General features: G+C 71.1%; 5 protein-coding genes. 2 read left to right on the top strand and 3 right to left on the bottom strand.

The features are described from left to right. From ABZ281_RS34175 to ABZ281_RS34165, 3 genes are all read right to left on the bottom strand, one after another. Positions 1–828, bottom strand: an 828-nt coding sequence (locus ABZ281_RS34175) for a nitroreductase (protein ID WP_356661865.1), incomplete at its 3' end; no start/stop codon positions are given. A 310-nt stretch (positions 829–1,138) separates the two neighbouring features. Continuing rightward, on the bottom strand, positions 1,139–2,167 hold the full coding sequence (gene gap / locus ABZ281_RS34170; protein ID WP_356661863.1) for a type I glyceraldehyde-3-phosphate dehydrogenase: 1,029 nt from the start codon (positions 2,165–2,167) through the stop codon (positions 1,139–1,141). A 125-nt stretch (positions 2,168–2,292) separates the two neighbouring features. Next, entirely contained in the window at positions 2,293–2,985 is a 693-nt protein-coding gene (locus ABZ281_RS34165; RefSeq protein ID WP_356661861.1) for a response regulator transcription factor, read from the bottom strand. A 320-nt stretch (positions 2,986–3,305) separates the two neighbouring features. Here ABZ281_RS34165 and adhP point away from each other — a divergent pair, with 320 nt between their 5' ends. Then, positions 3,306–4,316, top strand: coding sequence for an alcohol dehydrogenase AdhP (gene adhP, locus ABZ281_RS34160; RefSeq protein WP_356661859.1), 1,011 nt, complete (start codon positions 3,306–3,308; stop codon positions 4,314–4,316). 97 nt (positions 4,317–4,413) lie between these two features. Continuing rightward, positions 4,414–5,833, top strand: a 1,420-nt coding sequence (locus tag ABZ281_RS34155) for a pyruvate, phosphate dikinase (protein ID WP_356661857.1), incomplete at its 3' end; no start/stop codon positions are given.

Below are 5,833 nucleotides of genomic sequence, written 5' to 3'. Positions count from 1 at the left end.
GGTGGCCAGGTCGGCCAGGGTGGCCTCCAGCAGTACGCGCTCCAGAGCCTGGCCTGCGCGCAGCCAGTCGGCAGGGCTGTCGCCGGGGGTGCTGAGCAGGGCCAGGTGCGGGGTGTGCTCAAAGGTGGTGGTGCCGCGGTCGGCCACCGGCCGGCGGCCGGCGAAGTCCCGTACGGGAGCCTTGCCGTCCCGTTTGCGTGGCCCGAAGGCATACTCGGGGACGCCGTCGACGGCGGTGTCCGCCTCCGGCCCGAGCCGGGTCCAGCGAACCAGGTCCTCGTTGGTGTCGGAGTCCATGGCGTCGCGGCTTTCCGCATCGCGCACCAGGTCGAGCACCGTCTCGGCATGCCAGGCGCCGGGGAACAGCAGCTCGGCTCCCTCCCGCGCGGCACCGTCCTGCAACGTGACCCGCACGTCCTCGGGCACGTCCTTGTCGGCGAAGGGGTGGCGGCTGGTGTGTCGCTGCCCGATCGCCGGGTGCAGCCGCGCCAGGCCGCCGTCCCGCGGGCGCCCGGCCGGGTCCGTCAGGTGCACGGCGGCCAGCAGCAGCGGCTCTTGCGGCTCGGGCAACAGTCGCGTCTCCGGGACGACGTCTGCGTGCACGGCGGCGACGCGCAGGTTGAACAGCGCCGCGCCGCAGCCGATGTGCAAAGCCCGGTTGTCGGGGTCGGAGTGGGGCATGGCCCGCTCCGGGTCGGCGTACAGCAGCACGAGACGCTCGCCGGTCAGGAAGCGGAAGCGCCACGGCTGCGCGTTGTGCATGGAGGGGGCCGCCGTGGCCTCGGCCACCATGCTCGCCACCGTCTTGTCATCGAGTCGCGATGCCATGGCGTTCTCCTCGTAGGCTACGGATGCGACGGGTCCCAGTCGGCGGGTACCCCGGCAGGCGGAGCGGTGCACGTGCCGGCACCGCCGCGGCGACGGGCCGCTTCCCGCCACTTCTCCACCACCGGACGGTCGCGGGAATCCACGGCAGTGCGCGGGTGAGCACCACCTCCCATCACCCACGGCAGCACGCGGCGGGCACGGGGGCCGGCCGTCCCCAGCCGGGCGGTTCGGGGCTGGCCGGGGAGCGGCAGGCACAGTCGTGGCCGAGCCGACGGTCGCCTGCCGCTTCTCCTCCGGCAACCCGGGTTGGTCAGCTCCCCGGGAGACGGGCGGCGACGTATTCGGTGAGGTCCAGGAGCCGGTTGGTGTAGCCCCACTCATTGTCGTACCAGCCGAACACCTTGACCAGTTCGCCGTGCGCCTGCGTCAGCGGGGCGTCGAACACGCAGGAGGCGGGGTCGCCCACGACGTCCCGGGAGACGATGGGTGCGTCAGACACCCGCAGCACGCCCTTCAGCAGCCCGTCGGCAGCCTCCCGGAACGCGGCATTCACCTCCTCCGCGGTCACCGGCCGTTCCAGGACCACGCTCAGGTCGGTCAGCGAGCCGTCCTCGACCGGCACCCTTACTGCGATGCCATCCAAGGTCCCGGCCAACTCCGGCAGGACCAGTCCCACGGCGCGGGCGGCTCCGGTGCTGGTGGGAATGATGTTGACGGCCGCGCTGCGACCCCGGCGCGGGTCCTTGTGCGGGCCATCGAGGACGACCTGGTCGTTGGTGTAGCCGTGGATGGTGGTCATCAGGCCCTTGACGAGGCCGAAGTGCTCGTCAAGCACCTTGACCATGGGCGCCACGCAGTTGGTGGTGCAGGAGGCGTTGGAGACGACGTGGTCGTTCTCCGGGTCGTACGTGCCTTCGTTGACGCCCATCACGATCGTGGCGTCGACTCCCTTGCCCGGCACGGACAGCAGGACCTTGTGCGCCCCCGCGTTCAGGTGCAGCCCGGCGTCCTCGCGGGTGCGGAAGCGGCCGGTGGACTCGATAACGACGTCCACCGCGAGGTCGCCCCAGGCCAGAGCGGCCGGGTCGCGTTCGGCGGTCACGGCGATGCGGTGCCCGTCGACGGTGAGTGAGGTGTCGTCGTGCTCGACGGTGCGGCCGAGGCGGCCGTATGTCGAGTCGTACGCCAGCAGGTGCGCGAGTGCGGCCGGCGAGGTGATGTCGTTGATCGCCACCACCTGGACCGGTGTGTCCGCCGATGTCTCCGCGCGCTCGAGCACCAGGCGCAGGTAGTTGCGTCCGATGCGGCCGAAGCCGTTGATTCCCACGCGCACGCTCATGGTCGTCGCCCTCCCGGTCGATCCGCGTCTGTATGCGCTGCCAGCCTGGCTGCCGGGGAGGGGATCGGACTTGGGCCGGACGGGGGCGAGCCGGGGGACGTTCGGCCCCCGGCTCGCCGCAGGCGTCAGTGGCCTTGTTGCTTGAGCCGGTCCTGGGCCTGGGTGGCGATGACGGCGGCCTGGATGCGCCGCTCCACACCGAGCTTGGCCAGCAGCCGGGAGATGTGGTTCTTCACCGTCTTCTCGGCGAGATAGAGCCGCTGGCCGATCTGCCGGTTGGTAAGGCCCTCTCCGATGAGGGCCAGGATCTCCCGTTCCCGCTCGGTCAGGCCCGGCAGTGCGTCGGGCTCGGGCTCCGGCTCCTGGCCCTGGCGCAGCCGGGCCATCAGCCTGGCGGTGGCGCTGGGGTCGAGGAGGGACTGGCCGGCGGCCACCGTGCGCACGGCCGTCACCAGGTCGGTGCCCTGGATCTGCTTGAGCACGTAGCCGGACGCGCCCGCCATGATCGAGTCGAGCAGGGCCTCCTCGTCGTCGAACGAGGTCAGCATCAGGCAGGCCAGCTCCGGCATCTGCGAGCGCAGCTCCCGGCACACGGTCACGCCGTCGCCGTCGGGCAGGCGCACGTCGAGCACCGCCACCTGCGGGCGCAGCGCGGGCACCCGGACCAGCGCCTGCTCGGCATTGGCGGCCTCGCCGACGACGGTGATGTCCGGTTCGTCGTTCAGCAGGTCGTGCACCCCGCGCCGTACCACCTCATGGTCGTCCAGAAGAAAGACCCGGATCGGGTTGTCGGGGCCAGGCTGCTCGCCGTCCGCCATCGGATGCTCCTCGTTCTGCGCTGTCTGAATCCTGCACCGGGCTGGCCCCACTGGGCGTAACCGGTCCCTGCCTATCGCAGATCTTGCGCGATCCGGGGCCGAAGGGCCAGGGCCGGTCGGCCCTACGGGCTCCAGCGCATCGTCTTCCCACAACTTCGAGGGGGAACCACCCGGCACACCGGGCTGCGCCGGGACCGCCGAACGGCGCATCTCAGGGCCTGTCGGCCCCCTCCACGAGGACGTCCAGCACCTGCCGCCATGCCGGAGTGCGGCCGACCCTGGAACTGCACCGCACCGACAGAGGTTGAGGAGCATTCCCCATGAAGGCAGCAGTCGTCCGGTCCTTCGGCGAGCCGCTGGTGGTCGAGGAGCGGCCGGACGCGCAGCCCGGACCCGGCCAGGTCCGCGTTCGTCTCGAGGCGTCCGGGCTGTGCCACACCGACATCCACGCCGCGCACGGTGACTGGCCGGTGAAGCCGACCCCACCGTTCGTCCCCGGTCACGAGGGCGTCGGCATCGTCGAGGCGCTCGGGGAAGGAGTGACCCATCCGGCGGTCGGGCAGCGTGTGGCAGTGCCCTGGCTGGGCTGGGCCTGCGGGCGCTGCGAGCACTGCCTGTCGGGCTGGGAGACGCTGTGCGAGCAGCAGCACAACACCGGCTACAGCGTGGACGGCGGGTACGCCGAGAAGATGCTCGCCCCCGCGGACTTCGCCGCTGTCGTCCCCGACGGTATCGACCCGCGCGATGCGGCCCCGCTGACCTGCGCCGGCGTCACGACATACAAGGCACTGAAGGTCGCCGGCGTCCGGCCGACCCAGCTGGTGGCGATCTCCGGTGTCGGTGGGCTCGGTCACCTGGCCGTGCAGTATGCGAAGATCGCCGGAGCCACGGTCGCCGCGATCGACGTCACCGACGACAAGCTCGAACTGGCCAGGGAGCTCGGCGCCGACATCCTCATCGACGCCCGCAAGGAGGACCCGGCCGAGGTGCTCAAGGAGCACGGCGGCGCCCACGCGGCCATCGCGCTGGCCGTCAACGAGCAGGCGTTCTCCTCCGTCTACGGCGGGCTGCGGCGCGGCGGCAAACTGGTCATGGTCGCCCTGCCCGCCGGCGGAACCATCCAGGTGCCGATCTTCGACACCGTCCTGAACGGCACCTCCGTCATCGGCTCCATCGTGGGCACCCGCCAGGACCTGGACGAGGTCTTCCAGCTGCACGCCGCCGGACGCACCAAGGTCATCTACGAGACCCGGCCGCTGGAGACGGTCAACGAATCCATCGCCGAAGTACTGGACGGACGGATCAAGGCACGCATCGTCTTCGAGATGTGACCCGGCCGCGCCCGGCTGCTGCACCTCGTGTACCGACCGGGGTGCAGCTCCGCGAGTGGCCAAGGCCCCCTGGGAAGCTGGAAGGAAGAACACCGCCATGGTCCGTTACGTACACGCGTTCACCGAGGGCGGCCGGGGCATGGCCGACCTGCTCGGCGGCAAAGGCGCCAATCTGGCCGAGATGACCCGGATGAGCCTGCCGGTGCCGCCCGGGTTCACCGTCACCACCGAAGCCTGCCGTGCCTTCCTCGCCACCGGCGCCGAACCGGAGGGCCTGTTCCACGAGATCTCCGATCATCTGACCGTCCTGGAACAGGCCGCCGGACGACAACTGGGGCAGCCGGACGACCCGCTGCTGCTCTCCGTCCGCTCCGGGGCCCGCTTCTCGATGCCCGGCATGATGGAGACGATCCTGGACATCGGCCTGGGGGACGCCTCCGTCCTCGGTCTGGCGAAGGTTTCCGGGAACGACCGCTTCGCCTGGGACTCCTACCGCCGCCTTGTGCAGATGTTCGGCAGCACCGTCATGGGCGTCGATGGCGCACTGTTCGAGAACGTCATGGCCCGCCTCAAGGAGGCCCGCGGCGCGGTGGACGACCTGGGCCTGGACGCAAGTGATCTGTCCGAGCTCGTCGAGGCGTACAAGGAGCTGATCCGCCAGGAGACCGGGGAGTACTTCCCCCAGTCCCCCGCCGAGCAGCTGCGCCGGGCGGTGCTGGCCGTCTTCGAGTCCTGGAACGGCGAGCGCGCCCGCCTCTACCGCCACCGCGAGCACATACCCGACGACCTGGGTACGGCGGTCAACGTGCAGACCATGGTCTTCGGCAACCTCGGTCCCGACTCGGGCAGCGGTGTCGCCTTCACCCGCGACCCGGCCACCGGACAGCCCGGCCTGTACGGCGACTACCTGCCCAACGCCCAGGGCGAGGACGTCGTCGCAGGCATCCGCAACACCGTCCCCCTGGACGAGCTGGGCCGCCTGAACCCCGGCGCATTCACTCAACTACGCGATCACATGCGGACATTGGAGACCCACTACCGGGACTTGTGCGACATCGAGTTCACCATCGAGCGCGGCCGGCTGTGGATGCTGCAGACCCGGCTCGGCAAGCGCACCGCCGAGGCCGCGTTCGCCATCGCCGCCGCGCTGGTCGACGAGGGGCTCATCACCTCCGATGAGGGTCTGGCGCGGGTCAGCGGTCACGAGCTGGCCCGGCTGATGTTCCCCCGCTTCGACACCTCCGCGGTCCGGGCCGCGCTCACGCACGGCATTCCGGCCTCACCCGGGGCCGCCGTGGGCGCCGCGGTGTTCGACTCCGCCGAGGCGGTCCGGCGGGCCGCCGCCGGGGAGAAGGTCGTCCTCGTACGGCAGGAGACCACCCCCGACGACCTGCCCGGCATGGTCGCCGCACAGGCCGTGCTGACCAGCCGGGGCGGCAAGACCAGCCACGCGGCCGTGGTCGCCCGCGGCATGGGCAAGGTGTGCGTGTGCGGCGCAGAAGAGATCGCAGTCGACC

The organism is Streptomyces sp. NPDC006265, from assembly GCF_040613555.1.
Lineage (GTDB): Bacteria > Actinomycetota > Actinomycetes > Streptomycetales > Streptomycetaceae > Streptomyces.
Note: the sequence above shows the minus strand (reverse complement) of the source record. Positions and strands in the feature narration are given on the sequence as shown.

What these genes read in the sequence shown, in the direction of transcription:
- gap (WP_356661863.1), bottom strand. Translation starts at nt 2,167, where the DNA reads ATGAGCGTGCGCGTGGGAATCAACGGCTTCGGCCGCATCGGACGCAAC.
- adhP (WP_356661859.1), top strand. Translation starts at nt 3,306, where the DNA reads ATGAAGGCAGCAGTCGTCCGGTCCTTCGGCGAGCCGCTGGTGGTCGAG.
- ABZ281_RS34165 (WP_356661861.1), bottom strand. Translation starts at nt 2,985, where the DNA reads ATGGCGGACGGCGAGCAGCCTGGCCCCGACAACCCGATCCGGGTCTTT.